The sequence below is a fragment of the Saccharopolyspora sp. NPDC002376 genome, from assembly GCF_053593195.1.
In genome coordinates this window covers 1-25,065 of sequence record NZ_JBSFBZ010000017.1, presented here as the reverse complement: position 1 = coordinate 25,065, position 25,065 = coordinate 1, and the positions used below count along the sequence as shown (strand labels likewise).

The 25,065-nt window shown below is 69.1% G+C and carries 27 protein-coding genes and 1 tRNA gene; 21 read left to right on the top strand and 7 right to left on the bottom strand.

What is annotated here, in order from left to right:
• Positions 1–34 precede the first annotated feature (34 nt).
• Positions 35–847 carry a GntR family transcriptional regulator gene (locus tag ACWCO2_RS14150; RefSeq protein ID WP_450128141.1) on the bottom strand — a complete coding sequence of 271 codons (813 nt, stop codon included), beginning with the start codon at positions 845–847 and terminating at the stop codon, positions 35–37.
• A gap of 159 nt (positions 848–1,006) precedes the next feature.
• Between ACWCO2_RS14150 and ACWCO2_RS14145 the strand changes: the two genes are divergently transcribed.
• The 15 genes from ACWCO2_RS14145 (at position 1,007) to ACWCO2_RS14075 (ending at position 13,850) form a co-directional block, all read left to right on the top strand.
• A complete protein-coding gene (locus ACWCO2_RS14145) occupies positions 1,007–1,441 on the top strand; it encodes a hypothetical protein (protein ID WP_450128140.1) in 435 nt (144 codons plus the stop codon).
• Positions 1,438–1,827 carry a hypothetical protein gene (locus ACWCO2_RS14140; RefSeq protein ID WP_450128139.1) on the top strand — a complete coding sequence of 130 codons (390 nt, stop codon included), beginning with the start codon at positions 1,438–1,440 and terminating at the stop codon, positions 1,825–1,827. Before ACWCO2_RS14145 ends, ACWCO2_RS14140 begins: the two co-directional genes overlap by 4 nt.
• Positions 1,827–2,111: a hypothetical protein gene (locus ACWCO2_RS14135; RefSeq protein WP_450128138.1), complete on the top strand. Its 285-nt coding sequence runs from the start codon at positions 1,827–1,829 to the stop codon at positions 2,109–2,111. Before ACWCO2_RS14140 ends, ACWCO2_RS14135 begins: the two co-directional genes overlap by 1 nt.
• Positions 2,108–3,334, top strand: a complete 1,227-nt coding sequence (locus ACWCO2_RS14130) for a hypothetical protein (RefSeq protein ID WP_450128137.1) — start codon at positions 2,108–2,110, stop codon at positions 3,332–3,334. Before ACWCO2_RS14135 ends, ACWCO2_RS14130 begins: the two co-directional genes overlap by 4 nt.
• A gap of 20 nt (positions 3,335–3,354) precedes the next feature.
• Entirely contained in the window at positions 3,355–3,648 is a 294-nt protein-coding gene (locus ACWCO2_RS14125) for a hypothetical protein (protein WP_450128136.1), read from the top strand.
• Positions 3,649–3,680: 32 nt separating this feature from the next.
• A complete protein-coding gene (locus ACWCO2_RS14120) occupies positions 3,681–4,043 on the top strand; it encodes a hypothetical protein (RefSeq protein ID WP_450128135.1) in 363 nt (120 codons plus the stop codon).
• A 56-nt stretch (positions 4,044–4,099) separates the two neighbouring features.
• On the top strand, positions 4,100–6,133 hold the full coding sequence (locus ACWCO2_RS14115; RefSeq protein ID WP_450128134.1) for a hypothetical protein: 2,034 nt from the start codon (positions 4,100–4,102) through the stop codon (positions 6,131–6,133).
• Positions 6,134–6,332: 199 nt separating this feature from the next.
• On the top strand, positions 6,333–6,809 hold the full coding sequence (locus ACWCO2_RS14110) for a Pycsar system effector family protein (protein ID WP_450128133.1): 477 nt from the start codon (positions 6,333–6,335) through the stop codon (positions 6,807–6,809).
• A gap of 31 nt (positions 6,810–6,840) precedes the next feature.
• Positions 6,841–7,317 carry a hypothetical protein gene (locus tag ACWCO2_RS14105; protein ID WP_450128132.1) on the top strand — a complete coding sequence of 159 codons (477 nt, stop codon included), beginning with the start codon at positions 6,841–6,843 and terminating at the stop codon, positions 7,315–7,317.
• Between the two features lie 72 nt (positions 7,318–7,389).
• Positions 7,390–7,791 carry a hypothetical protein gene (locus ACWCO2_RS14100; RefSeq protein ID WP_450128131.1) on the top strand — a complete coding sequence of 134 codons (402 nt, stop codon included), beginning with the start codon at positions 7,390–7,392 and terminating at the stop codon, positions 7,789–7,791.
• Positions 7,788–8,735: a bifunctional DNA primase/polymerase gene (locus ACWCO2_RS14095; RefSeq protein ID WP_450128130.1), complete on the top strand. Its 948-nt coding sequence runs from the start codon at positions 7,788–7,790 to the stop codon at positions 8,733–8,735. Before ACWCO2_RS14100 ends, ACWCO2_RS14095 begins: the two co-directional genes overlap by 4 nt.
• A complete protein-coding gene (locus ACWCO2_RS14090; protein WP_450128129.1) occupies positions 8,732–9,064 on the top strand; it encodes a hypothetical protein in 333 nt (110 codons plus the stop codon). Before ACWCO2_RS14095 ends, ACWCO2_RS14090 begins: the two co-directional genes overlap by 4 nt.
• 80 nt (positions 9,065–9,144) lie before the next feature.
• Complete coding sequence (locus tag ACWCO2_RS14085; protein WP_450128128.1) at positions 9,145–10,674, top strand: YfjI family protein; 1,530 nt, start codon at positions 9,145–9,147, stop codon at positions 10,672–10,674.
• A 388-nt stretch (positions 10,675–11,062) separates the two neighbouring features.
• The gene (locus tag ACWCO2_RS14080) at positions 11,063–11,821 is read left to right on the top strand and encodes a hypothetical protein (RefSeq protein WP_450128127.1); all 759 of its coding nucleotides are present in this window, start codon (positions 11,063–11,065) and stop codon (positions 11,819–11,821) included.
• 508 nt (positions 11,822–12,329) lie between these two features.
• Entirely contained in the window at positions 12,330–13,850 is a 1,521-nt protein-coding gene (locus ACWCO2_RS14075) for a LacI family DNA-binding transcriptional regulator (protein ID WP_450128126.1), read from the top strand.
• 112 nt (positions 13,851–13,962) lie between these two features.
• Here the strand turns inward: ACWCO2_RS14075 and ACWCO2_RS14070 are convergent.
• Together ACWCO2_RS14070 and ACWCO2_RS14065 are read right to left on the bottom strand one after the other, a co-directional pair.
• Positions 13,963–14,036 (bottom strand) — tRNA-Pro (locus ACWCO2_RS14070).
• A gap of 53 nt (positions 14,037–14,089) precedes the next feature.
• Entirely contained in the window at positions 14,090–15,052 is a 963-nt protein-coding gene (locus ACWCO2_RS14065) for a metallophosphoesterase (protein ID WP_450128125.1), read from the bottom strand.
• Between the two features lie 68 nt (positions 15,053–15,120).
• Here ACWCO2_RS14065 and ACWCO2_RS14060 point away from each other — a divergent pair, with 68 nt between their 5' ends.
• Positions 15,121–15,591: a GatB/YqeY domain-containing protein gene (locus tag ACWCO2_RS14060; RefSeq protein ID WP_450128124.1), complete on the top strand. Its 471-nt coding sequence runs from the start codon at positions 15,121–15,123 to the stop codon at positions 15,589–15,591.
• A gap of 192 nt (positions 15,592–15,783) precedes the next feature.
• On the opposite strand, the gene ACWCO2_RS14055 is transcribed toward ACWCO2_RS14060, so the two are convergent.
• The gene (locus ACWCO2_RS14055; RefSeq protein WP_450128123.1) at positions 15,784–16,569 is read right to left on the bottom strand and encodes a siderophore-interacting protein; all 786 of its coding nucleotides are present in this window, start codon (positions 16,567–16,569) and stop codon (positions 15,784–15,786) included.
• A gap of 284 nt (positions 16,570–16,853) precedes the next feature.
• Positions 16,854–19,103, bottom strand: coding sequence for a transglycosylase domain-containing protein (locus ACWCO2_RS14050; RefSeq protein ID WP_450128122.1), 2,250 nt, complete (start codon positions 19,101–19,103; stop codon positions 16,854–16,856).
• 417 nt (positions 19,104–19,520) lie between these two features.
• Here ACWCO2_RS14050 and ACWCO2_RS14045 point away from each other — a divergent pair, with 417 nt between their 5' ends.
• The gene (locus ACWCO2_RS14045; RefSeq protein ID WP_270947444.1) at positions 19,521–19,820 is read left to right on the top strand and encodes a WhiB family transcriptional regulator; all 300 of its coding nucleotides are present in this window, start codon (positions 19,521–19,523) and stop codon (positions 19,818–19,820) included.
• Between the two features lie 55 nt (positions 19,821–19,875).
• On the opposite strand, the gene ACWCO2_RS14040 is transcribed toward ACWCO2_RS14045, so the two are convergent.
• Together ACWCO2_RS14040 and ACWCO2_RS14035 are read right to left on the bottom strand one after the other, a co-directional pair.
• Positions 19,876–21,015: an ArsA family ATPase gene (locus ACWCO2_RS14040; protein WP_450128121.1), complete on the bottom strand. Its 1,140-nt coding sequence runs from the start codon at positions 21,013–21,015 to the stop codon at positions 19,876–19,878.
• A complete protein-coding gene (locus ACWCO2_RS14035; RefSeq protein ID WP_450128120.1) occupies positions 21,012–22,013 on the bottom strand; it encodes an ArsA-related P-loop ATPase in 1,002 nt (333 codons plus the stop codon). The genes ACWCO2_RS14040 and ACWCO2_RS14035 overlap by 4 nt, the downstream gene beginning before the upstream one ends.
• 119 nt (positions 22,014–22,132) lie before the next feature.
• Between ACWCO2_RS14035 and ACWCO2_RS14030 the strand changes: the two genes are divergently transcribed.
• The 4 genes from ACWCO2_RS14030 (at position 22,133) to ACWCO2_RS14015 (ending at position 24,956) form a co-directional block, all read left to right on the top strand.
• Positions 22,133–22,291 carry a hypothetical protein gene (locus ACWCO2_RS14030; protein WP_450128119.1) on the top strand — a complete coding sequence of 53 codons (159 nt, stop codon included), beginning with the start codon at positions 22,133–22,135 and terminating at the stop codon, positions 22,289–22,291.
• 1 nt (position 22,292) lies between these two features.
• Positions 22,293–22,751 carry a RidA family protein gene (locus ACWCO2_RS14025; protein WP_450128118.1) on the top strand — a complete coding sequence of 153 codons (459 nt, stop codon included), beginning with the start codon at positions 22,293–22,295 and terminating at the stop codon, positions 22,749–22,751.
• A gap of 323 nt (positions 22,752–23,074) precedes the next feature.
• Complete coding sequence (locus tag ACWCO2_RS14020; RefSeq protein WP_450128117.1) at positions 23,075–23,689, top strand: hypothetical protein; 615 nt, start codon at positions 23,075–23,077, stop codon at positions 23,687–23,689.
• Positions 23,690–23,711: 22 nt separating this feature from the next.
• Positions 23,712–24,956, top strand: a complete 1,245-nt coding sequence (locus ACWCO2_RS14015; protein WP_450128116.1) for a hypothetical protein — start codon at positions 23,712–23,714, stop codon at positions 24,954–24,956.
• The last annotated feature ends 109 nt before the right edge of the window (positions 24,957–25,065 follow it).

Genomic DNA, 25,065 nt, shown 5'->3' with positions numbered 1-25,065 from the left:
GAGGTCTCCGTTCCTGCGCAGTTCGGGGGAGGGGTCACCACAAGGTCAGCGGCGTCGAGAAGCTCAGCTTGGTTCGATCGGCGGGAAAGTCGGCGTCGGAGATTTCAACGGTCCTGCCCTGCGTGTCGATGGAGATACGACGGATACGGATCATGGGAATGCCGGGGTCCATGCCCCACTGCTGTGCCGTGACCGTGGTGGGCATGGCGGCGGTGACCTCATCATCGATGCGGGCAAGCTCGATACCGGCGGCTGCGTAGAGCTGGTGCTGAGTACCGCCGGGGTGGGGCCTGGTCGATTCAAAGATCTCCGGCTGTGCGCTGACCAGGTCGTACGGGATGTACGACACGCTCCACGCTTCGAGGTGCCCTGACTCCGGGTCAGTCAGCTGGAACACGCGGCGGAGCACGTCGGCCCCTTGCTCGATGTCGAAGCCCTTTGCGAGGTCGGCATCGGCCTTGATGGTGTCGTGCGTGGCCGTGAATTCCAGGTCGTCGAGCGGGACGCCGAGGTCGTTCTCGGCAACGCCGTTCTGTCCCCGTTCGCCCTCCGCCGCCAGCACCAGGTCCTTTTCGACCTGATGCCGGTTCGAGGATCGGACAACCTGCCGCGGCTGAGTGCGCACAACGGGCGCCTTCCCTCTGCCGCCAGTGATCAGCCCTTGCTGCTTGAGCAGGGAGATCGCCGCCCGGGCGGAGTTGAGCGAGCAACGCCACCTGTCGGCTAGCTCATGCAGCGTCGGCAGCGGGTCGCCCGGTGCCAGATCGCCGCGCTCGATCTGCATACGGATGTCATCCGCGATGCGCAGCTGCATTGGCGCTGCGACGGCGGTCGGTCGAGGTTCCATGTGTCGCATAGTACGCCGGTTTGAAGGTTTGTAGGCAAACCCCTTGCGTGTGATCCGCTTCCGGGCTAACGTTCTCGTCATCGCCAGTTTGTAGGCAAACCCTCAAACCGGCAAACGAGTCAGTTTGGCCCGTTCGTATCAACACAGTGAGAGGTCACGATGAACGTTTTCCCAGGTGCGCACCAGGCTGGGGAGATCACCCCCGAGTACTTCGCGCTGCACATCCGCAAGGCGCTGGACGAGGAGTCCGGTCCGGAGGAGTACATGGACGACCCGCTGGCGGGCGTCGCTGGCCCGGGCCAGGGCGAGCTGCTGGTGGAGGAGTTCGCGTCGCTGGCCGAGCACCCCGAGGTGGTTGCGGCTGGTCTCGCGGTGGTCGAGGCCGAGGCCGCGGTCATGGAGGCCGAGGACGCCGGCGTGACTGACGAGCTGGCGATGTGGCGGTTGGACAAGGCGCGTGCCGCGGAGCGCAAGGTGCTGGCGGGTCTGCAGCGGCGGCGGGCGCTGGCGCACACCGAGCGGGCGGTGTCGCGGGTGGCGCAGGTGGTTCCGATGCGTCGGTTCGCGGTGATCGAGGGGGGTGCGGCGGCATGACCCACGTCAACCTGGTGAACGTCCAGCGGGTGCCCGGCGGCGTCTCGGTGCCGAGCGTGACCATGACCGTTCGCGGCATCTCCTACAACCTCCCGTCCCCGCAGAGCCAGGTGACCGGTGCGGTGTTCGTGCACCCGGTTGCCGAGGCCGACGAGGACAGCAACTCGATCCGGATCCGGTTCGACCTCTGGCAGGCCACCTGCGACCTCGGACACCGGTTCCAGTCGCTGCCGTTGAACTTCCCGGACATGGCCTCCGCGGTACGGGGCGCGAGGCAGTTTGACGCCGACCCCGGCATCGACTGGGACAGCCACAGCGAGGACCTCGAGATGTGGGCCGTGGCCTTCGTCGAGCGGGAACGTGCGCAGCAGGGCGGTGGTCAGTGATGACTGACGCGGTGAGGGTGGCGACGTTCCCGTTCCGGGTCCTGTTTCGCCTGATCAAGTTCCTGCTGCTCCCGGCCTTGTTCGGTGCGCTTTCGGTGTGGCTCTACACCGCGATCGGGGCGCCGTGGTTGCTGGTGCCGATCGTGTTCTGCGTGGTGTGGGCGCTGGTGATGCTGCGGTTGTGGCAGGTCCAGGTGAGCGGTGAGTTGCGGTCGTTGGCGCGGGGCACTGTGCACGTGGCTGGTCCGCGGCGCCGCCGGTCGGGGCGGGGTGATCGCTGGTGAGCATGGCCGACTATGCCCAGGCGCAGGAAGCCCGCCGGAATGGTGCGGCTGAGCGCAAGCTCGCGGCCGATCGGGAGCGGCGGGAGCAGGCACGGCTCGACCGGGAGCACAAGTCTCGGCTGAGCGCCCAGAAGGCCGAGGCTCGCAGGGCCGCGCGTCGGGAGTTCGGGGCGTCGTGCTGGCGGGTCCTGCGGGATTACGGGTTGTGGGTGCCGCTGATCGCCGCTCCTACGGCGATGGCCTGGCATGCCCAGGCCGAGCAGGGGCGTGCGTTGTATGGGTCGATCGGTGAGTTGCTGCCGGTGCTGACCGAGTCGGCGGCGTGGGTGATCTCTTTCGAGATCGGCCGGCGCATGGAGCAGGGTGTGGCTGTTGGCCGGGCCCGGGTGGCGATGTGGACCGTGGCCGGTGCTGCTGCGGCCATGATCTTCATGCACGGTCTGAACGCCAAGGGCTGGATGGCCGGTGTGGTGATGGCTGCGGTGTCGGTCGCCGGTCTGGTGATGCATCAGATCAAGGTGTCGATGGACGCCGCCGCGAAACGGGGCGAGGTTCGCCAGCCGCGGCTAGGGCTGCGGTGGCTGTGGGCCCCGTGGCGGGCAGCCTCCGCCTCTCGCCGGGCAGCGGTGACCGGGCAGCCTGTGACCGAGGTTTTCGACGACCGTCCCCGCGAGGAACGGAAGCTGGCTGCGGTCGCCGGCAGGCGGGCACGCAGGATCCGTCGCGCCGCGATGCGCCAGGCCAAGGGGCGGGTGTTCCCGGACGGTCGTGTGGCGCTGATGTACGCCTCGGCGACTGTCGAGCTCGTCAGTTCCGGGTGGTTCCGGCGTCCTGTTCTCCAGCCCGTGGACCCGGGACATGACGACTGGGTCGACAGTGTCGAGAACTGGCTGAGCCTCGACACCCAGTCGAAGCCGCACAGCGGTTCCGGAACTGGTTCCCAGAGCGATGACCAGCGGGAACTCGGCAACCTGACGGTCCTCACCCCGGGCCTCGCGCGGGTGCCGGAACCGGGGGCGGAACCGCCACAGGAACCCTCCGCTGACGAGCGCGCCGATGACGCCCGCGACCTCGCACGGGTGCGGAGCCTCATCGCGGCCGGAGAACTGGCCGCACAGCCCACCGTCACCGACATCCAGACCGCTCTGCGCATCCAGCGCAAGCGCGCCTCGCAACTGCGACGGCTGCTCCACCAAGACGACAGCGGCAACAAGGCCGCCTGAGACCGACAGGAGACAGCACGATGCCCGCTTCCAACCGAGTCCAGACCTACCTCGAACTGGCCGAGAAGCTCCTGAACCGCTCCGCCGAGAGCCCCGCGTTCGAGGACTCCTTCCTTCAGCAGGCCAAGATCGCCCGCCGCCTCGCCACTGTGGCCACCCTCCCGCACCCGTGCGAGCGCTACCTGGAAGCCGCCTTCGAGGCCATCAAAAAGACCTATGTGCCCGCCACCTACGGCGACATGGAGCGCGCGGGGGTCTACATCGACCTGTGCTTCACCTACGACACCGCCCACGCATCCGGCATGGCCGCCTGAGTTTTCCACCCGCTGTTGAGGAGGAGTCAGTTATGGACGAGAAGTCGAAGCTGCTGGACCAGCCGGTTTTCGAGTCGCCGCGGGCGATCCGGGAGTTCTGCGAGAACGGCCGCAAGGTCCTGCGTCAGGCCTACTTGCACTTGGCGTTGAGCGCTGAGGAGCTGCAGGCGGTGCTCAAGGACCACCCGACGAACGGATCCCCGGTGTTCATGGGGCTGGACGCCCGTGTTCGTGCGCGGCTGGTGGCCAGCCACCTGGGCCGTGCGGCGCAGGGCATCGAGGTGGCGTCGGTGGAGATGACGCGCACGTTCACCTCGTACCACAAGCACTTCCTGCAGCAGTTCGAAACCAACAAGGGCAGCAGGCGCCGGCCGTTCAACGTCAACGACCAGTAACCACCGACCACTGCGTGATGTGTGACCGCGAGGCCACCGGAAAGGAGCGAAAAGTCATGGTCAGCAAGCGGAACGGGGAGGGTGACCTCGCGGTCGCCGACGCCGCCTACTTCGTGCCGAAGAAGCACTGGGGCAGCCGCCTGGCGCCATACGCCAGCGAATGGGGCGGATGGTTGGCGACCTGGCCCGTGGCAGCCGGGGCGCACCTGTGGATGACCAGTACGCCGGAAGCGCTGCCGTGGGCCTCGGCCGGACTGACGCTGCTGGGCACCGGCGTGACGGCGTTGACCTGGTACTGCGCTCGGGCTCGGGCGGTGGTGGTGCGCCGGTTCGCCACCGCCACCTCCGGGATCACCGCGGCGTGGACCACGGCGGCCACGATCCAGGGCCCGTGGGAGACCCCACTGTTCCAGCTGTGGGCGTTCGGCGGTGCCACGGTGGCGCTGTCCTGGTCGATCTTCAAGGCCCTTAAGCGGGGCGGGGACTCCGAGGGCGGCAAGGACGGGCTGTGGGAGAAGGTCAAGCTCGCCGGGGTCACGACCGGTCCGCTAGCGGTCGAGCCGAACAAGGTCTCCGGACCGCTGCAACTGCCGCCGGGTGAGATCGACGCCAACGACGTGCAGAAGAAGGCCGATCTGATCGCCTCCTACCTGGGGCTGCGTAAGGGCGCGGTGCGCATCGCCGAGAACCCTGAGGACGCCTCGCAGGCGGAGATGACCATCGTGCCGCGCGATGTGCTGCGCGAGTCGATGGACTGGGAGGGCCCGTCCCACCCCGGTGGATCGATCGCCGACCCGATCGTCTTCGGGGTCTACGAGGACACCGAGCTGGTCCGGATGTGGCTGCCCGGCGACAAGGCGGCGGGCCGCAACGCCACGCACGTGCAGATCAACGGGATGAACGGCTCCGGGAAGTCGCAGGGCTTCAAGGAAATCGCCACCGACATCCTCACCCGCCGCGACGTCAACCTGGTGGTGCTCGACCCGTCCAAGGGCGACCAGACCGTGGCCTTCCTCAAGGGCAGCCCCGCGTTTCCGGTCACCAACCCGGCCAAGTGCAAGAAGCTCGTGAAGAACCTGCCCGCCGCGATCACCGAAAGGGCCTCACAGCTGGGCCAGTGGGGCTACGACCAGTGGGTTCCCGAGGCCTTCACCAAGCACGGCATGCCGTACCTGGTGGTGTGGGTCGAGGAGGCCAGCAAGCTCCTGCAGGGCAACGAGAAGTTCACCACCATCGCCCAGGAAGCCCGCTCCGCCGGGATCAGCCTGGTGCTCTCCCAGCAGCGCAGCACCTTCCGGCAGATGAGCACCGACGTGCGAGCCCAGCTCGGCACCGCGATCTGCTTCGGCGTCAACGACCCCGAAGACGCCGGGTACTCCCTGTCCGACGAGACCCTCGACGCCGGCGCCGCCCCGCACCGCTGGAAGAACCGCCTGCCCGGCGCCTTCTACATGGAAGCCCCGGGTGTGGAGGAGACCCGGTTCGCCACCCCGGCCCGCACCTTCCGCGTCTCCGACGAGCAGCTGACCGCCGACATCGCCGAACACGCTCACCACGCCCCGGCGATGTGGGCCCCGACCGCCAAGACCCTGGGCCTGCCCCAGCGGGCCCAGGACACCGAGGACGACGGGAAGGAGGACAACGTCGTGGCCCTGCACCCCAATGCGGTCCCGGAGGAGGACGCGGACCGGCTGGACGACTTCGAGGACTCCCTGGAGGGCGAGGACGCCGACTTCGAGGACGACCCGGACGACCCCGAGGCCGGGCTGACGCCGCTGCCCCCGGAGACCGAAACCGACCTGGACGACGTCGACCCCGACGCCGAGCTGCCCGAGCTGGACGAGGGCACCGCGACGATCGACCTGCCCCAGATCAAGCCGAGCCTGGCACAGGCCAAGGCAGCCGTGGCCGACTGGATCGCCCGCCAGACCGAGGTATTCGGCCCCAAGGACGTGCCCCAGGACCTGCACGGCCGCGACCGCTCCTGGGCCTCCCGCGAGCTCTCCGCGCTCGCCGAACAGGGACGTATCGAGCGCGCGGACGACCCGGGCACCTACCGCACCCGCTCCGCGCGCGGACACGCAGCGTGACAAACAGGGGTGCGTGAGGCGTGCACACAGTGCGCACCGTGCACACACCCCTCTAGTCCCGGACCAATGCGCGCGGGCGCGTGCGCGCGCGAAACGGGTTTTATAACAACGTTTCCAAATTTGCACACCCCACTTGCACGGCTCGAAGTGTGCCCAGTATCGACTACAGAGGGTAGTTGAAATGAGATTGGAGAGACCGATGGTGGAGTACGTTCCGGCCTCCTCGCAGGCCGACCGGATCGCCCAGAACAAGACCAGCGTCGTCGAGGAACTCAAGCGGGCCGACACCAAAGCGCAGATCCTGCTCGGTCTGATCGTCGGCACCCTGGCCGGCATCGTCGGCCTGACCCGCACCGGGGTGTCCACCGCCGCCGAGGTGCTGCTGGTGCTGGCCGCGATCCCGGCCGCCGCCGCGGTGGTGTTCCTGGCACTGACCATCCGCCCCTTCCTCGGCGGCGCCCAAGCGGGATTCGTGCGGTGGGCGCACTTCGTCGGTGAGCCCGAAGCGCTCCTGGCCGACCTGGAACGCCCCGCCCAGCTGGAGACCGGGCACGCGGCCGCCGAGCTGGCGAAGCTCTCCCGGCTCGCGGTGAACAAGTACGAGCGCATCGCCTACGCCGTCTACCTGTTCCTGCTCGCCCTCGCCGTCGCCCTGCTCGCCCTGTTCCTCGCCTGACCCACCACGGCCGGAAGAAAGGAGAACCCCAGTGACGCGATTCGACCTCCAGGACGGCGGCCCGGACCTCCTGGGCCTGGAACGCAGCCTCACCGCCACCCACGAAGCGGGCCACGCCATCATCGCCGTGCTCTTCGGCCTGCAGGTCACCGAGATCAAGATCTGGCGCAGCGGACACAGCTACGCCGGGCACGTCCTCACCCCGATCGACGAGGACAACCACGACGACCTCACCGCCAGCCTGCACACCGCGGTCGCCGGACACGAAGCCGAGGCCTTGTGGCGGGCCAACCACCTCAAACAGTCGCGCGGAGCGGCGATCCGGGACAGCCGCCCCGGCTGCAAGCACGACATGGCGGCGTTCCGCGAGTACCGCCGCCTCGGCAAGGACCTGCCCACCGAAACCGCCGCCCGACAGCTCGCACACCGCCAGCTCGTCACCCACTGGTCCCGCATCGAGCGCCTCGCCGACCGCCTCACCCGCGCCGGCCACCTCACCACCGTCTGACCCCACCGCCAGACCCACCCGCGCCCCGCAGCCGACAGCGCGGCGCCGCGATCTCCCCAAGGAGGCAGCCTGATGTCCGACCTCGCCACCATCACCACCGACCTCGCCGAATGGCTTGACGGCCTGCCGCTCGACGTTCTGCCCCCGGTCACGAACGTGAGCATCCGCCCCAGCGGGCTGTGGGTGGACGAAGTGGAGATCCAACTGGGGACCACCGACGACTCCCTGATCGCCATGGCCGTCTGGGCCGAACACCTCGCGACTGATGTATCCATCACCAGGACCTCCAGATTCGTCCAGGCAAAGATCTCCGCTGCGACACGTACCGCCCGGAATGTGGCTGTGTGGACGCACTTCGACCTGGAGGACGTGGGCGCGCTCACTTTTCACGGCGTTCGTCTGACGGCTGGTTGCCCGATCAAGGTCACCGCCGCTCGTCTGCGCCAGATCGCAGCGTGGAGGGCTGAGCAGTGAACACGACAGTCGAACAGCTCCGCCAGTGGGCGTTGTGCCTGGCCGAACTCGGGTGGAAGGTGTTTCCGCTCTTGCCGGGGACGAAGCGGCCCGCTCTGCACGGACACCGCACCTGCACCGGCGAGGGCGTCTGCCGGGACGGGCACCTGGGGTGGGAGCAGCGCGCCACCTCCGACCCCACCCGGATCTGCCGGTGCTGGGCGCACCGCCCGTACAACATCGGGCTGGCCACCGGCCCCTCCCTGCAGTTGGTCATCGACCTCGACCAGCCCAAGCCTGGGCAGGAGGAGCGGAGCGGAGCCGAGCGGTTGGCGGACCTGGCCCGCCGGCATGGCGAAGAGGTCCCGGAGACCTACACCGTGACGACCCCGTCCGGCGGCACCCACCTGTACTTCCGGGCACCGGCCGAGACCGAACTGCGCAACACCTCCGGAGTGCTCGGGCCGCTGATCGACACCCGAGGCCACGGCGGCTACGTCGTCGCCGCCGGATCGATCACCCTGCAGGGCGGGTACGAGCTCTACGACGACTCCGAACCTGCGGTTTTGCCGGGGTGGTTGGCCCAGGCGCTGGCTTTTCGGCCGTCTCCGGTGATCTCAGCGCCTCGTGAGATCGCCGCTGCCCGCCCCTCCGCCTACGTGTCGGCAGCACTGCGGGCCGAGGCGAAGCGGGTCAGGGAGGCCGAACCAGGGCAGCAGAACAACACCCTCTACACCGCCGCGCTCGCGCTCGGCCGTCTGGTCGCGGGCGGTGCGGTCGAGGAGGCGCGGGTCCGGGATGTGTTGCACCGCGCCATGTCCCGGCTGCCCGACGTCCGCCCGCACGATCCGTGGACCCCGAGCGCGATCGACGCCACGATCAGCTCGGGCCTGCGCACGGCGGCCACCTCGCCCCGGCGCATCGACAGGCACACCGGTTCCGGTTCGGGGCAGGTGGCGGCATGAGCGGCTACCTGCAGCCCCGGCGCGGGGACTGGGTGACCTTCCACCGCGACCCGGTCTACACCCCGGCCTGCCACCGGGCGTGCCGGAAACCCGGCGGGCACCAGGGATACGCCGGCGTCGGCCAGGTCGAGTGCCCGCACCCCGAGTGCGTTCACGGGCGCCCGGCGTACCGAGTTCGCCACTGGCACCCCGACCGCACCGGGGAGCTGGAGGCCCTCACAGCGGTGGTCGCGGCGGACCGACTGATCGCGATCACCCGCAGGCCGCGCGCCATGCCGGTCCTGCTGGGCGCCGAGCCGCCGACCGGCTGGGAGGCCCTGGCGGCATGAGCTCCCCGCTTCCGCAAACCCCTGGGTTGGGGCGCATTCAGCGCCCCAACCACCCCGCCGACGCTGGAGAGGAGGCCCCGGTGGCCGCACACCTGGCAGCCGTTCCCGACATGCCCGACGCCGGAGAACAACCCGGACTGATCTGGGAACAGCCCGTTCCGCTGGGCAGCCAGCGTGTCCTGCCGCCGTTCCCGGTCGAAGTTCTGCCCAACTGGCTGGCCGAGCAGGTCAACGCGGTGGCCACCGCGACGCAGACCCCGCCGGATCTGCCGGGGTGCGTGGCGCTGGCGGCACTGTCCACCGCGGTCGGCGGGCGGGCCGTCGCCCGGATCCGTCAGGGCTGGGACGAACCGGTCAACATCTACAGCGTGGTCGCTCTGCCGCCCGCGAGCCGGAAAACGGCGGTGTTCCGGGCGATGACCACCCCGCTGACCGCTGCCGAGCGGGAGCTGACAGCGAAGATGACCCCGGTGATCGAGCAGGCCCGGCTCGAGCGCAAGACCGCCGAATCCGTGCTGGAGAGGGCAGAACGAGCCGCCGCCACCGCCGACAGCGGGGACCGGGACACCGCACTGGCCGAGGCCCTCGACGCCGCCCTGGAAGCAAAGGAGAAGGAAGTCCCGGCCGAGCCGCGGCTCATCGTCGACGACATCACCCCCGAGGAGGTCGCCACGCTCCTGTCCCAGCACGGCGGGCGTCTGGCTGTTCTGTCCGCCGAGGGCGGGATCTTCGACATCCTCGCCGGCCGCTACAGCGGGTCCCCGAACCTCGGTGTCTTCCTCAAGGGCCACGGCGGGGACCTGCTGCTGGTCGACCGCAAAGGCCGCCCGCCCGAGCGGGTCGATAACCCCGCGCTCACCCTCGGCGTCACCGTGCAGCCCGCGGTCATCGACGAGCTCGGTCGCACCGCCATATTCCGCGGCACCGGCCTGCTCGCCCGATTCCTCTACTCCCTGCCCGAAAACACCGTCGGGACACGGCTCGCCGACCCGCCCCCGGTGCCCGCCGAGATCTCGGCCACCTACGACGAGAACCTGCGCGGGCTGGTGATGACTCTGCACGACTGGACCGACCCGGCGGTGTTCGCGTTCTCCCCGGAGGCCAACGAGGTCCTCATCGACCTGCACAACACGATCGAACCGAAACTGCACCCCCAGCGCGGGGAATGGGCCCACATCGGCGACTGGGCCGGAAAGCAGGTCGGCCAGACCGCGCGGCTGGCCGCGCTCCTGCACGCCGCCCAACACCCCGGCGAACCGTGGGCCCGCCCCGTCGACCGCGACCTCGCCGAAGCCGCACGCACCCTCGGCGACTACTTCGCCCAGCACGCGCTCGCCGTGTTCGAGCGACTCGGCGCCGACCCCGCCGTCCAGGGCGCGCACGCGGTCCTGCAGTGGATCACCCAGAACCAGATCCGGGCGTTCACCAAACGCGAAGCGCACCGGTCCCTGGCCAGCCGCTTCCCCAGCGCCACCGACCTCAACCCCGCCCTGGCCATGCTCGAAGACCACGGCCACATCGCCTGCGTGGAGCAGCCCCACACCGGCCGGGGCAGGCCGCGCAGCCCGTCCTATTGGACCCATCCCCGCTACCACCCCGGACAGAAATGACGGAAATGACACAAACCCCAGCAGCAGGCCGAAACCGCAGGTCACACCCGCCGCCCGCTCGCCCGGCGGAGGCCTGACAGAAACCGCCCGAAAATCTGACACAAATACGCCGCCACGAGTGCCGCACCGGGCCGCCGACCACCGCCGAGGCGCCCTCCCGGATTTCTGTCAGATTTTTCGTCGATTTCTGTCAGAGCCCACCCACACCGTCATCCAAAGCTTTGACCAGCACAAATAGTGGCGCCAGCGATTTCTGTCATTTACGTCATTTCTGTCAGGCGCCCGGCTGCCCGCCGCCGAGCACCTCCTCACCGGAATCGCCCGCGCTCCCGGACACACCACCACCGCAGCTGTCGCCTGAAACAGGCGCCGAGAAGGGAGAACCGTCATGCGCACCATCACGCCGACCACCCCGACCGTCATCGACCACCTCTTCGGCCCCCTTGCCACCCCAGTGCCAGGCCCCGTCGAAGCCTCCTCCGCAGCGGGCCTGGTCGTCGCACCACGGATCAGCCGAGAGCCCGGCGAGGGACAGTGGTGCTTCACCGGTGAGTGGCAGGTGGTACACGCCGCATCCGGCCACGTGGTGGCGTGGCTGATCGACGCAGGCCTGGGGCACGCCCGTGAGGCTGCCGACATCCTGGGCCGCGGGCGTACCGACTGGACCCAGCCGGCCGAACTCCTACGCACGGACCCGCTAGCGCTCGACGCCGTCGAGTCGCTCCGCGAACAGACGACTCCCGCGATCCTCGAGCACCGCCCCGTCCTGCTGCACGACACCAGCTGGCGCCAGATCCCGCCGCCCTGGTCGGTCGCCATGGTCGACACCGCTGGCGACTTCTTCGACGGATCCTGCTGCTGGACCTATGCCCAGGCGGAACGCCTCGCCCTCCAGCTCGGCAACCTCTACGTCGGGGACACCGACGAGAGCTTCGACCTCACGATCAGCCGACTGTCCGACCCGTTCTGGGAACTGCACTGCGCCCGCCGCGGATGCGACGAGGTCCTCTGCGACGACTTCCCCGAAATCTCCCCCCACCGCGAAGAAGTCGCTTCCTCCGCCGAAAGCGACAACTGGCGACAGCTCGACAACCGCCGCTGGCTGTGCACCGCCTGCAGCCGCCTCTTCTGGTCAGTCACCAACTAGAGGATCCAGGCCCACTGCGCACTTCACGCCGGAAGAGATTCCGAACCGGCTCAACGAGTACGTGGCGTTGCTCGAAAAGGAAGCACAGGAGGTCAGCAGTGACGAATGGACGTAATCGAGGCGAGGGCGGCCTGCCAGTGCTGTACACGCCGGAAGAGGTGGGCCGGACGCTCGGCCGGTCCGGCTGGTGGGTGCGAGAGCAGTGCCGACGTGATCGCTTTCCTCATACGCGGGCGGCGGGCGCGATCCGCTTTACCCGTGAACAGTTTGACGAGGTCTTGCAGGTCCTGGAGCGCCGCCCTGAGTCATCGCCGCAGCAGGAGCGCGCGGCCAGCAGGCGCCCCCGGCGTCAGCTCTCGTCGAGCGGATCCGTCGTCCAGCTTCGAGCTCGGCCGCCTCGTCGGAGCCGACCTGCAGCACCGGATGACGCATCCAGCGCGGCGTGACGTGACTCGTCGAGGACGTCAGGTGACGGGATTAGTGAACCCTGAGAGGAAAACGCCAGGTTATGGGTTTTGCGGAGAATCGCGGCAGCTACTTCCGCGCCAGGTTCAAAATCGCGCCCGGACGCTACGGCACAGTCCGGGATGCGTCCGGCGCGACGGCGAAGTTCCGTAACAAGCGCGAGGCTGAGACGGCCGCGAATGACGAAGAGGCGAAGATCCGGGCGGGCGGGTGGCGCGATCCGTCGGCTGGCCGGATCACCTTCGGCGCCTACGTGCGGCGTTGGTATGCCGGTCAGGACCTGGCGGCGTCAACGATGCAGAACTATCGCCGACACATCGAGGAACACCTGCTGCCGGAGTTCGAGCACCACGCATTGGCCGAGATCCTGACCGCAGATGTCGACGGATGGGAGCGAAAGGAGCGGGAACGCGGTTACGCGGTGTCGAGCATCAAGACCTGGCGGGGCACGCTGCATTTGGTGCTGGCCGACGCGGTCGAGGAAAAGTTGATTGGCGCGAATCCGGCCACCAAGCGAAGGGGACGGGGCAAGCGCGCCGGACGCTCCAGCGACCGAGGCCCGGAGAAGGTCATCACCGGCCCGCTCGGGGTGTTGCTGATCGCGGAGCGGGCCGCACTGCTCGCTGGTCGCGACGACGAGTTCGTTGGCGTCACGTTGAAAGGCTTCACCGGACTGCGGTGGGCTGAGCTGGTCGGCCTGGAAACACGATTCGCCCGTGAGAAGTCAGTGCGGGTGGAGTGGCAGCTCTACGAGCTGGACTCTGGCGAGCTGCTGCGCTGTCCGCCGAAGGATGATTCGTACCGCACGGTCGACATGCCGCCGTGGTTGTCGAGGTTGGTCTCTGGTCACATTGCCCGGACCTCGCCGAAGCCGTGCCCATGCCACGGCCGGACGTACGTGTTCCGAGGTTTCGGCACTGCGAACGGCGCGACTGGCCGACCGGGCGCGAGGCTGATCGATGTGGCTCGGCGGGCTGGGGTGTCCACGGGCACGGTGTCGAACGTGCTGAACCGTCCGGCCGGGGTCGCCGAGGACACCCGGACGCGAGTGGAGAAGGCGATCGCTGATCTCGGGTATGTGCGCGGCGCTGGAGCGCCGGTTCCTGCTCCTCACTGGAGACGCACCGGGTTCGCCACGTGGCTGTTCCAGCCAGCGGCCACCGGGTGGTACCCCAAGAAGTCCCCGCGGCCGTCGCAGCCGGTTCCGGTTCTGGCCGAACCATGGCCAGGAGTGCCGGCACGTGGGCGAGGCGCGCACGCACGCGCCGAGGCGTGCTGGGTGCCGATTGCACCGGGGCTCACCCCGCATGGCCTTCGTCACTCCCACCGGACCTTGATGGAAGAGCTCGGCACGCCAGCAGTGCTCGCCGACGACCGCATCGGACACACGGACGGGTCCGTCCAGCGGCGCTACACGCATGTGACGTCAGAGATGCGGACCCGCCTCGCCAGCGACCTGACCCGGCGCTGGGAAGAGGCGCTGGACGCCCGGCTGGCCATGTCGCCGAGCTCGCCGGTAGGCGCCCTGGACGAGCTGCTGCAGGCACGGAAGGGAGGCCGGTAGGGGAGAGGATTCCGAGATTTTCTCCCAGAATTCTCCCAACAGTGGGGGTCGGGCATGAAGAAAGGGCCTGGTCGGAACTTCTTGCGAAGTCCTGACCAGGCCCTTTCACCTGTCGGGGTGGCGGGATTTGAACCCACGACCTCTTCGACCCGAACGAAGCGCGCTCCCAAGCTGCGCCACACCCCGATACTTCAGCGGAGGAGCATCTCGGGTGCTCGCCCCAACCGCTGAAGAGTACTTTACCGGACGCCCTCACCCGTCCCGAATGGGGTCCCCTTATTGACGTTTCCGCTGGTAGCGGCCGAATTTTCGGAGCGGGGCAGCAGAGTCAGCAAAGTCGCCTCCGGTGGGCAGGCGAACCGCACCGGCGCGTACGGCGAAGTGCCCAGCCCGGCCGAGACGTGCAGGTGCATCCGCTCGCCCCAGGTGGACGCGCCGCGCGCTCGGGGCCGGTCGAGCTCGCAGTTGGTCACCAGCGCGCCGTAGCCCGGCAGTCGCAGCTGGCCGCCGTGCGTGTGCCCGGCCAGCACCAGGTCGTAGCCGTCCTCGGCGAAGCTGTCCAGCACGCGCGGCTCGGGGGAGTGCGTCACGCCGAGGCGCAGCTGCACGCCCTCCGGCGGCGTCCCGGCGATCAGGTCGTAGCGGTCGGCGTGCAGGTGCGGGTCGTCCAGGCCTGCGATGTGGATCCGGACCCCGGCGACCTCGATCTCGTGGCGCCGGTGCGTCGCGTCCAGCCAGCCGCGCTCGGCCATCGCCGCGCGCAGGTCCCGCCACGGCAGGGGATCGCCGTGGCTGCGCTTGGTCTTCGACGACGGCAGCAGGTAGCGGGCCGGGTTCTTCGCGGTCGGCCCGTAGTAGTCGTTGCTGCCGAAGACGAAAATGCCCGGCCGGTCCAGCAGCGAACCCATCGCGCGCAGCGCCGCCGGCACCGCCTGCGGGTGCGCGAGGTTGTCGCCGGTGTTGACCACCAGGTCCGGGTCGAGGTCCACCAGCTCGGACACCCACCGCTGTTTGGACCGCTGGTTCGGCGTCATGTGCAGGTCGGAGATGTGCAGCACCCGCAGCGGGGCAGTGCCCTCGTCGAGCACCGGCAGCGAGACCTGTCGCAGCGTCCAGTGCCGCCGCTCGATCGCCGCCGAGTAGGTGACCGTCGCGGCGCCGAGAGCGCCCGCGCTGAGCAGAAATCGCCCGAACTTGTTCACCCCACCAACCCTACGTCGACACGGCGGACCGCGTGCCCGGCCCGTGCGCACGGCGGGATAATCGACACATGGCCGAGCTCAAGGACAAGCTGCGGGCGGATCTCTCCGCCGCGATGAAGCAACGCGACACCGTCGTCACCGGAGTGCTGCGAATGGTGCTGGCCGCCGTCGGCAAGGAGGAGGTGGCCGGCAAGCAGGCGCGCGAGCTCTCCGACGAAGAGGTGCAGCGCGTGCTGAGCAAGGAGGCCAAGAAGCGCGAGGAGGCGGCCGAGGCGTTCGGCGGCGCCGGACGCGCGGAGCAGGCCGAAGCCGAGCTCGGCGAGGCGGAGATCATCCGCGGCTACCTGCCGAAGCCGCTGGGCGATGATGAGCTGGCGCAGCTGGTCAAGGACGCCGTGAGCGAGGTCGAGGCGGAACTGGGCGAGCGCCCGGGCATGAAGCAGATGGGCCAGGTCATGAAGGCGGCCAACGCCAAGGTCGCGGGTCGCGCCGAGGGCGGCAAGGTCGCAGCCCTCGTCAAGACCGAACTCGCCAGCTGATCACCAGCTCCGAAGCTCCGGTCCCGCTGGTACAGAACCACAGTTTCAATTGAAACTGTAAATCCCAGGCACGACGGATCACAGTTTCAATTGAAACTGTGGTCGGGGACCGGGCGGAACGCGCAGTGGTGGGCTTGGGGGCGTGAGTGGGGACGGCGGTTCTCACTCACGACCTCTGGCCGCGCGGAGCCGTCAGTCGGCGGCGGTGTTTCGGCGCCAGTAGGCGAGGGCGTAGAGGCGGCGGCGTTCCAGGCCGAGCTCGCGCTGGCAGTGCTCGCGGAGTTCGTGGACGATCTCGGCTTCCGCGCCGATCCAGACGTGCGGGTTCGTACCGAGACTGGCCGCGCGGACCGCGTCTGCGAGCAGCGTGCTGTCCTCGGCGGGGGTGCCGTTGCGGTGCAGCCAGTGCCACTCCACCTGGGCCGCCGAGTTGATCTCCTGCTCTTCCGCAGCGTCGGAGACCTCGGCGAAGACCTGCACCTTCGTCTCGACGGGCAGTTCCTCCAGGATCGCCGACATCGCGGGCAGCGCCGTTTCGTCCCCGACCAGCACGAGCGGGTCCGCGTCGGCCTGCGGCTGGTACGCGGGGCTCGGGCCGACCGTCACGATCTGCTCGCCCGGTGTCGCCTGCACCGCCCACGCGCTGCCCGGGCCGTCGTGGTCGTGCACCACGAAGTCGATCGACAGCTCCTGCCGCTCCGCGTCGAACGAGCGGACCGTGTAGGTGCGCTGCCGGGGCTGCTGCTCGCGGGGCAGCGCGAACACCTCGGCGCGGGTCCGGCCCAGCGGCATCGGCTGGCCCGGCTGCGCCAGGCACAGCTTGATCCGCTGGTCGCTGCCGTTGCTGACGAAGTCGGCGAGCTCCTCGCCGCCGAGCGCGACCCGCACCATCCGCGGCGTGATCCGCTCCGCGGACCGCACTTCCAGCAACCGGTACCGAGATCGCGCGCGCCTGGTGCTCACCTGCGTGTTCGTCACACAACCGAGTCTAAGTGCCTGTCTCGAACCCGTTCTGCGAGGCGGTGCAGGTAGCGGAACCTCAGACGCCGCCTCGGCGCATCAAGGCAAAAGACCAAGAACCAGGATTAAAGACAGGCACTCAGCGTCCGCGCCACGGTCCCGTCCCCGGCACCGCCACGCAAAACGAGCCTGGAAAAACCTCATTGAAATCGTGGAAGTTCTCCACAGGGACCCGGAGTTGTCCACAGGACCGGAAACGATGGTGCGGGCGCCTCCGGTTCGGAGACGCCCGCACTGGTCGGTCACGGCGGGAAGGCGTCCGGCGGGTTGCCGGGCGGATTCGGTTGTTCCGGTGGTGGCGCCGGTGGTTGTTCGGGTGGTGGCTTCGACGGCGCCGTCGGCTGGGGCGGTGGCTTCTCCGGCGAGGGCGGCGGGACGTAACCCGTGCTCACCGACAGCGTCACGGTCTCGCCCGGCAGCGCGAAGCCGCGCGGCGTCTGGCTGACCACCAGGCCCTGCTTGCGCGCGCTGTTCACCGAACGCTCCTGGACCTTGTAGCCCGCCTTCTGCAGCGCGTCGGTGGCCCGGTCCGAGGTCATGCCGACGACGTTGGGCACCTGGAACTCGTCGCCGCCGTTCTCGTAGCGGTCGGTGGTCGGCGGCAACGGCTCGACCGGCAGGCCCTCGTGGATGACGTTCATCGCGTCGAACCAGGTCCGCGCCGGGATCTTGCCGCCGTAGATGTTGCCGCCGTTGGCCCCGCAGAGCCGCGGCGGATCGGAGTCGCAGATGCCCTGCGGCGAGGTGCCGTCGCTGAAGGTCAGCACCGCCCCGGAGTACTGCGGGGTGGCGCCGAGGAACCCGGCGGACTGGTACGACTCGGTGGTACCGGTCTTGCTCGCCAGCGGACGGCTCCAGTGCGCTCCGGACGCCGCCGCGGCCGCCGTGCCGCCGGGCTGGTCGTCCTGGCTCATGCCGACCGCCAGAGCGTTCGCCAGCGGTTCGTCGACGACCTGCTCGCAAGGGTCCTCGGTGATCGACACCGGGTTGCCGTTGCGGTCCAGGATCTGCTCGACCGGCGTCGGCGGGCACCAGGTGCCGCCGCTCATGATCGTCGCGCCGACGTTGCTGATCTCCAGCGGGCTGGTCGGTGCGTACCCGAGGGTGAACGCCCCGATGTTGTGCTGCTTGACGAAGTCGCCCTGCGAGACGCCGCTGGAGCCGTTCGCTCCGATCGGATCACCGGAGGCGGTGTAGTTCTGCAGCGTCTGCCGCATGCCGAGCCGCACCGCCATGTCCACCGTCTGATCCAGCCCGGCGCGTTCCTCCAGCGCGACGAACGCGGTGTTCGGCGAGGTCGCCAGGGCCTTCTGCAGGGTCCGCGGGCCCGGTGACACGCCTTCGGCGTTGCCCACGGTGTAGGGCGCGGTGCCGTTCTTGTAGACCGGCGAGCTGTAGCTGCCCGGAGCTTGGATGGTGTTGTAGATGCCCATCCCCTTCTCCATCGCGGCGGCCGAGGTGAACACTTTGTAGACCGACCCGGCGCCGAACTTGATCACACCGCTGGGCAGTGCGTACGCGGTCTGCCCCTGCGAGGCGTCGAGGCCGAAGTCCCGGTTGGCGACCAGCGCTCGAACCCGGTGCTTCTCCTTGCCGGGTTCGACCACGCTCATCACGTTGGCGATGCCCCTGGTCGTCTTCGGCACGCCCTTCTCAGCAGCGGCCTTGGCGGCAGTGGTGGCCTTCTCGTCCAGCGTGGTGCGGATCGTGTAGCCGCCGGTCCGGAGCTGCTCCTCGGTGAACCCGGCGCGTTCGAGGTAGTCGATGACGTACTTGCAGAAGAACCCGTCGGACGGCCCGGCGCCGACGCAGCCGTTGGGGATGCTCTGCAGCGGCTGTACCAGGCCGAGCGGCGAGTTGTTCGCCTCCTCCGCGGCCTCCGGGGTGATCCGCTGCTGGTCCTCCATCGCCTTGATCACCAGGTTGCGCCGGTCGAGCGCCTCGTTGGGATTGCTCTCCGGGTTCAGCGCGCTGGGGCTGTTCACCATGCCCGCCAGCAGCGCGGCCTGCGCGATGGTCAGCTTGTCAGGGGTGGTGCCGAAGTAGGTGCGGGAGGCGGCGGCGATGCCGTACGCCCGGTTCCCGTAGGGCACCACGTTGAGGTACCGGGTGAGGATCTCCTCCTTGGGCAGCTGCTTCTCGAGCTGGAGGGCGATCCGCATCTCGCGCAGCTTGCGCGCCGGGGTCTGCTCGATGGCCTTGTGCTGCTTGACCGGGTCACCGCCGGCGACCACGTGCACCAGGTAGTTCTTCACGTACTGCTGGGTGAGCGTGGAACCGCCCTGGGAGATGGCGCCGGAGACCTGGTTGGTCATCGCGGCGCGCAGCGTGCCGGCCCAGTCGACGCCCTGGTGGTCGAAGAACCGCCGGTCCTCGATGGCCACGATCGCGGCCTTCATGGTGTCGGCGATCTGATCCGGGGCAGCAGGGGTCCGGTCCTGGTCGAACAGGTAGGAGATCGGCCTCCCGTCTTTATCTGTGACTGTAGTCACAAGCGGAGGTTCCTTGGTCATCAGGTCCGCGGAGATGCTGTTCACCGCATCGCTGGCCCGGTTGGAGACCACGCCGAGTGACCCCGTTATCGGGAACAACAATCCGGCGACCAGTACGCCAGCCAGCACACACAGACCGAAAAGCTTCAACAAGCTGTCCCGGACACGCACTTCGCCAGCCTAAATCGGAACCTGTTCGTGACGGAGTGTTACAGGAGAAGTCCGCCCGATGTGATGAGTTCGAAAGATAACGGAGCGACAACCCTTGGTTGGTTGTGGAACCGAGTGGCTCTACAGTCCGTCTACGTCCAGCGACAGCACTGCTGCGGATGAAGCGTACCGCCGCAGCATCCGGTGCCGGGGGGCTCCGGACGAAATACGGTCGCCGACGATCCAGTGAGGAGCTGGGGGAACTCTATGTTCGAGCAGGGGGACTGGCGGGTAACCGCCGCTTGCCGTGACCAGAATCCGGACCAATTGTTCGTTCGAGGTGCGGAGCAGCGCAAGGCGCGAATGGTGTGCTTCGGCTGCCCGGTCCGCACCGAGTGCCTGAGCGAGGCGCTCGACAACAAGATCGAATTCGGTGTGTGGGGTGGAATGACGGAGCGGGAGCGCCGTGCGCTGCTGCGTCGTCGGCCCGATGTCCGCAACTGGCGGGAATTGCTGGAAGCGGCTCGGCAGCAATACGTCGATTTCGACGAGTACCAAGTGAGCTAGTTCATTTGGGTCGGGCCGGGCAATTCCATCGCGGATTGTCCGGCCCCGTTGCCCGTTATTCACCCGCCAGTCTGCGGCCGATCTCGCGCAGTCCCGTCAAATCGTGCACATCGGACGGAAGTGCGGGAACTCCGACCAGCGCCACTTCCGGGTGAGCTCGGGTGAACCGGGCCAACAACCGCTTCTCCCGTTCGGCGATGGCCACGCGATCGGCGTGCACCCGCAGCGCGGCGGAAGCCATCGGCGCCGAACCATCGGACTCGATTTCTTCAGCGACCGCCGTCGCGCGAGCCCCGGCCAGCCCGGCGAACACCGGGTGCGTCCGGTTGGCGACCAGCCCGACCAGCGGCATCTGCTCGCCGGCCAGGCGCTCCACGAAGTAGGTGGCCTCCCGCAGCGCGTCCGGTTCGGGTGCCGCGACCACCAGGAACGCCGTGCCGGGGGAGCGCAGCAGCCGGTAGGTCTGCTCGGCGCGCTCCCGGAATCCGCCGAAGGTCGAGTCGAAGGCCTGCACGAACCTCGCCGCGTCGGCCAGCAGCTGCCCGCCGATGACCATCGAAACGGCCTTCGCGAAGATCCCGAACCCGGCCCCGACGATCTTGCGCAGTCCCTTGCCGCCGACCCGCGCCGGACTGGACAGCATCTTGATCAGCCGCCCGTCCAGCACGGTGGACAGCCGCTGCGGGGCGTCCAGGAAGTCCAGCGCCGACCGGCTCGGCGGGGTGTCCACCACGATCAGGTCCCACTGGCCGGAGGCCGACAGCTGCCCCAGCTTCTCCATCGCCATGTACTCCTGCGTGCCGGAGAAGGACGTGGAGATCGTTTGGTAGAAGGGGTTGTTCAGGATCTGCTCGGCGCGTTCCTGTCCGGCGTGCGCGAGCACCATGTCGTCGAAGGTGCGGCGCATGTCCAGCATCATCGCGTTGAGATCCCCGGCCGGTTCGAAGCCCTCCGCCATGACCTGCTTCGGCTGGTTGCCGAGTTCCCGCAGGCCGAGGGCCTGAGCGAGCCGCCGCGCCGGGTCGATGGTGAGCACCGCGGTCTTGCGGCCGCGCTCGGCCGCGCGCACCGCCAGCGCCGCCGCCGTGGTCGTCTTGCCCACGCCGCCGGATCCGCAGCAGACGATGACGTGGGTGCTCGGGTCGTCCAGCAGGGCGTCGACGTCGACCTGCGAGGGCCGCAGCGGTTCGCTCATCGGGGGCTCCGGATGCCGTGTTCGGTGAGTATCTCGGCCAGTTCGTAGAGCTCGGCGACGTCGATCCCGGCGGTCAGGTCGGGCAGCGGAACGGTGGGCAGGTCGGTCTCGGCGAGCTGGCGGCGAGCGCTCTCCTCGGTGCGCACCCGGATCGCGTGCTCGATCGTTTCGTGCACCAGCCCGTCGAGCTCGTCGTCTTCCAAGCTGAGCCCGGCGGCTTCCAGGCCGGCGCGAACCTTGTCAGCGTCGACCCGGCCCTCGGCAGCGTCCGTGACGGAATCGTCGGGAATCCGGTTGGGGCGGACCCGGTTGCACAGCACTCCGCCGGGGCGCAGGTCAGCGGCGTCGAGCTCGGCGACCGCCTCCAGGGTTTCGCGCACCGGCAGCTCTTCCAGCAGCGTCACCAGGTGCACGACGGTGTCGCTGGAGTGGACCAGCCGCACCACGCCGTCGCTGTGATCGCGGATCGGCCCGACCTTGGCCAGATCGGCCATGGCCCGGGTGACGTCGAGGAACTTGACCACCCGACCGGTCGGCGGCGCGTCGACCACCACCGCGTCGTAGACGTGGCGGCCGCGTTCGTCGGTGCGGCCGACGCACTCCTTGATCTTCCCGGTGAACAGCACGTCGCGAAGTCCCGGCGCGAGGGTGGTGGCGAACTCGATGGCCCCCATCCTGCGCAGCGTGCGCCCGGCGAAGCCGAGGTTGTAGAACATCGACAGGTACTCCAGCAGCGCCGCTTCGGCGTCGATGGCCAGCGCGCGGAGCTCGCCGCCGCCGGGCGCCGCGGCGATCCACTCCTCGGAGTAGGGCAGTGGCGCGGTGTCGAAGAGCTGGGCAATGCCCTGGCGGCCCTCGACCTCGATCAGCAGCACCTTGTGGCCACCGGTCGCCAGGGCTAGGGCGAGCGCGGCCGCGACGGTGGTCTTGCCGGTGCCGCCCTTGCCACTGACCACATGCAATCGGGCCTGGTTCAGTTCCCCGTTCCAGTCGGTCACGCGATCAGCGTAGGTCCCGGGTCGGTGAAATGTCTGCGGGTCGCCCGGTGAGCCCCGTTCAGATCACGAGCACGCCTCCGCGGCGGCGCCCTCCGAGGTGCGTCTCCTAAGCTGCCCGCATGCAGAAGTGGGAGTACGCGACTGTTCCGCTATTGAGCCACGCGACCAAGCAGATCCTCGACCAGTGGGGTGAGGACGGCTGGGAGCTGGTCTCCGTGCTGCCCGGCCCGACCGGCGAGCAGATGGTGGCCTACCTCAAGCGGCCGAAGGAGGCCTGACATGGGGCGCTGGACTGACCGCCTGGCTGAGCTGGGCATTCCGCTGCCCGACGTGGTGACGCCCGTCGCGGCCTACGTGCCCGCGGTGCGCAGCGGCTCGCTGGTCTTCACCGCCGGCCAGGTGCCGGTGGTCAACGGCCAGGTCGCTGCGACCGGCAAGGTCGGCGCGGAGATCAGCGGCGACGACGCCAAGAAGTACGCCAGGATCTGCGCGCTGAACGCGCTCGCCGCGGTGGACGCCCTGGTCGGGCTGGACTCGGTGGTCCGGGTCGTCAAGGTCGTCGGGTTCGTCGCCTCGGCCGAGGGATTCACCGGGCAGCCCGCCGTGGTCAACGGCGCGTCCGAGGTGCTCGGCGAGATCTTCGGCGAGGCCGGCAAGCACGCCCGCTCCGCGGTGGGCGTGGCGGAGCTCCCGCTCGGCGTCCCGGTCGAGGTGGAGATCGTCGTCGAGGTCGAGTGAGACTTTTCGGATCGAACGCGCGGCGTCGCCCTTTTCGGGTGACGCCGCGTTTTTTTCGGAACACGTCGGGTGATCCACATCGGCTTTTCGGCGGCTGGGCCGCGTACTAGCCGCGTCGACCAGTACGCTGCGATCATCCCGTGACTGGGTTCGCCGGAACCGGTTAGCTCGATCAGGGGGCGATCAAATCCAGTGTGGTGCGAAACGGTCGCTCAGAGGCTTGTGTGATCTCGCCAGTGCGACCAAGGTTCACCTGGACGGGTGTAACTTGAGTCGGGGGACGACACCCGCATCGACGTGGACGAGGCTGGGAGGGGCCGACGTTGGCGGTGCGTGAGAACGACGTGTGCCACGAATTGCTGCTTCGACTCGCCGACCGGTTGCCCGACCGGCATCTGTGGCGCTTCCGCGACTGGCTCGCCGGTGACGCGGCGGAAGTGATCGCGCAAGTGCTCCCGGGCACGCTCGTGCGCGAACGAATCGGCATCGAAGACGACGAACACCGACTGCTGGCCGAAGCCCTGCTCCCGCTGGGAGCCGACCCCGCGATGGTCAACGCGGTCCTCCCCGCGGACCCCGAACCGCTCCCGCAGCACGCGTTCAGCCCCGAGAGCCCCGGCGAGCCGGTCGCCGACTCCGCGCTGCTCGTGCTCGGCGCCACGCTGCGCGGCCGGTCCGGTGTCCGGGAAGTGCGCAGCAGCTGGTGGAGCACCGGTGGTGGCAGCGCCGCCAAGCTGGTGCTGCTGGTGACCGCATCCACCGATCCCGTCGCCCTCACCGGGGAGATTCAACGCGTCCTGCGCGCCCTCGGCGAATCCGAACCCCGAGTCGAGGTGCTCCCACCGGAGCACGAACCGACCGCCTACCACCGCGCGGCGCTCGCCCAATCGGCGCTGGTCTGCGCGGGTGCCGAAGAACTCGCCGGTCGTCGTGGCTGAGCGGACATCCGAAGGAGGCAACGTGGTGCACGTGGCTGAGGGAGTCGGCCCGGAGGACAGGCTGCACAACCTCTTGCTGGCCATGGCCGGGCGGGTGGACGACGACGGGATCAACTCGGCCCGCGAACTGCTGGGCACCGGACTCCCGGACGCCGCGGCGGAATACCTCACCGGCTGCCTGATCGCCGGGCGCATCCCGGTCAACACCACCGAGCAGCACCAGCTGCGCCGCGTCCTGGAGGAAACCCGCTCCGCGCAGGCCCTCGCCGACCGGCTGAACGTGGTGGACGGGGCGTCGACCGGGGAGCACCGCTTCGGCAACCCGGGCGATGTCGACGCGAACCTCGTTGCGGCGCTGGCCCCGGTCACAGCCCGTCTCCAGGGGCTGCGCGGCCTGTGGTGCACGGACCGGACGACCCCGGCTGGCGTGAGCTACGGGGTGGTGCCGCGCCGGGTTCTGCTCGCCGAGGTCGGTACCGACGGATCGACTCCGGCTGTGGCGTATCAGCTGCTCGAGGCCTTGCGCCGGGCTGGGTTGAACTGCTCGGTCGAGGTCTTCGGCAGCGGTACTGAGCTGCCGGAATACCACCGCGAGGCGCTGGCTGCGGCGCACCGCGTGCACCTGGACGCGGCGCCGGCCGAACCGGTTGCGGAGCGTCCGGTGGAGCAGGTGGTTGAGGAGCAGGCTCCGGCTGAGCCGACTCCGGAGCCTGCTCCTGCTCCCGCTCCGGCTCCGGTGAAGGCTCCGGTGAAGGCGCCGGTGGAGCAGGCTCGGGTGGAGCAGGCTCGGGTGGAGCAGACCCCTGTCGAGCAGCACGCTCCGGTGGTTCCGCCGGCTCCCGCGGAGCAGCGCGAAGTGGTTGCGGCGCAGCCGGCCGCCGCGCTAGCGGCACCCGCCGCGGAGCTGCGCAGCGAGCGGAGCGAGCAGCAGCAGAGCGCGGAACCGCAGCGCGAGGCGGAGCCGCAGCGCGAGGAGCTCCGGGCGGTCGCGCGGAGCGCCGAGGCGGTGGCCGAGGGGCCGGGGATGCGCGTGCCCGCGGCGGTCGACGCGAAGCTGACCGACCGGGAGCGCAACCTGCTGCGGAAGCTGCACGAGGAGCTGGCTCAGCGCGAACAGGACCGCTCGGCCCCGCCGCGCCGCCAGAACAGCGCGAACAACGGTGAGGATGGCTGGACGTCGACCATGCCGGGCGGCACGGGCGGCTTCCCCCCGATCGGCGCGGCCCCGGCCAACAACCAGGTCTACGCCCCCCAACAACGCACCTGACCCGAACACCACCGGGCTATACCCAGCACGGCGTAGCCACCAGAGCAAACACCCTTCGGAACGCGCTCCGTCACCCGGGGCGTGGTCAATTTCGCGAGAAATTGACCAC